The sequence below is a fragment of the Bifidobacterium sp. UBA6881 genome, assembly GCA_002451435.1.
Lineage (GTDB): Bacteria > Actinomycetota > Actinomycetes > Actinomycetales > Bifidobacteriaceae > Bifidobacterium.
Genome location: DKCF01000043.1, coordinates 12,879 through 13,352, shown reverse-complemented (window position 1 = coordinate 13,352; position 474 = coordinate 12,879). Strand labels below are relative to the sequence as shown.

Annotated in this window: 1 pseudogene; it reads left to right on the top strand. The window is 64.6% G+C overall.

The features are described 5' to 3' along the window. Positions 1 to 474: pseudogene (locus B3C64_RS03690) on the top strand (hypothetical protein); the annotation flags it as partial.

Below are 474 nucleotides of genomic sequence, written 5' to 3'. Positions count from 1 at the left end.
TGACCACCAGCCGCATCACGCGGTATTGGCATCGCGGTGCGGAAGACGAAGCGGAGAATCCGCATGAATCCGAACAATCCGCGGAATCTGTGCAGTCCGAAGAACCCGCGCAGTCTGTGCAGTCCGCACCATCCATGGAACCTGCGCAATCCGTGGAATCCGCGCACGATGCGACGGCGGAATCGCATGCGGAAGGTGCGACCCGATCGACTGTTCTGGAATCGCGGGAGCCCCAAGAATCCGCCACCGATGCCGAGAGCGGAGAACGCAGCAAGGAACAACCCAAATGGCGTGAGGCGCTCGCCGGGCTGCGCTGGCTGTTCGCCGGCACGTTCCAGCGCAGGCTGACCGTCGCCGCCATGATCGTCACCGGCGGCAGCAACGCGTTCCTCACCATCACCACGCTGGAGGTCTCCGAGGGCGGTAGTCAAGCGGTGTCCGCGGGATTCGTCAGCGCGGCCGTGTCATGCGGCA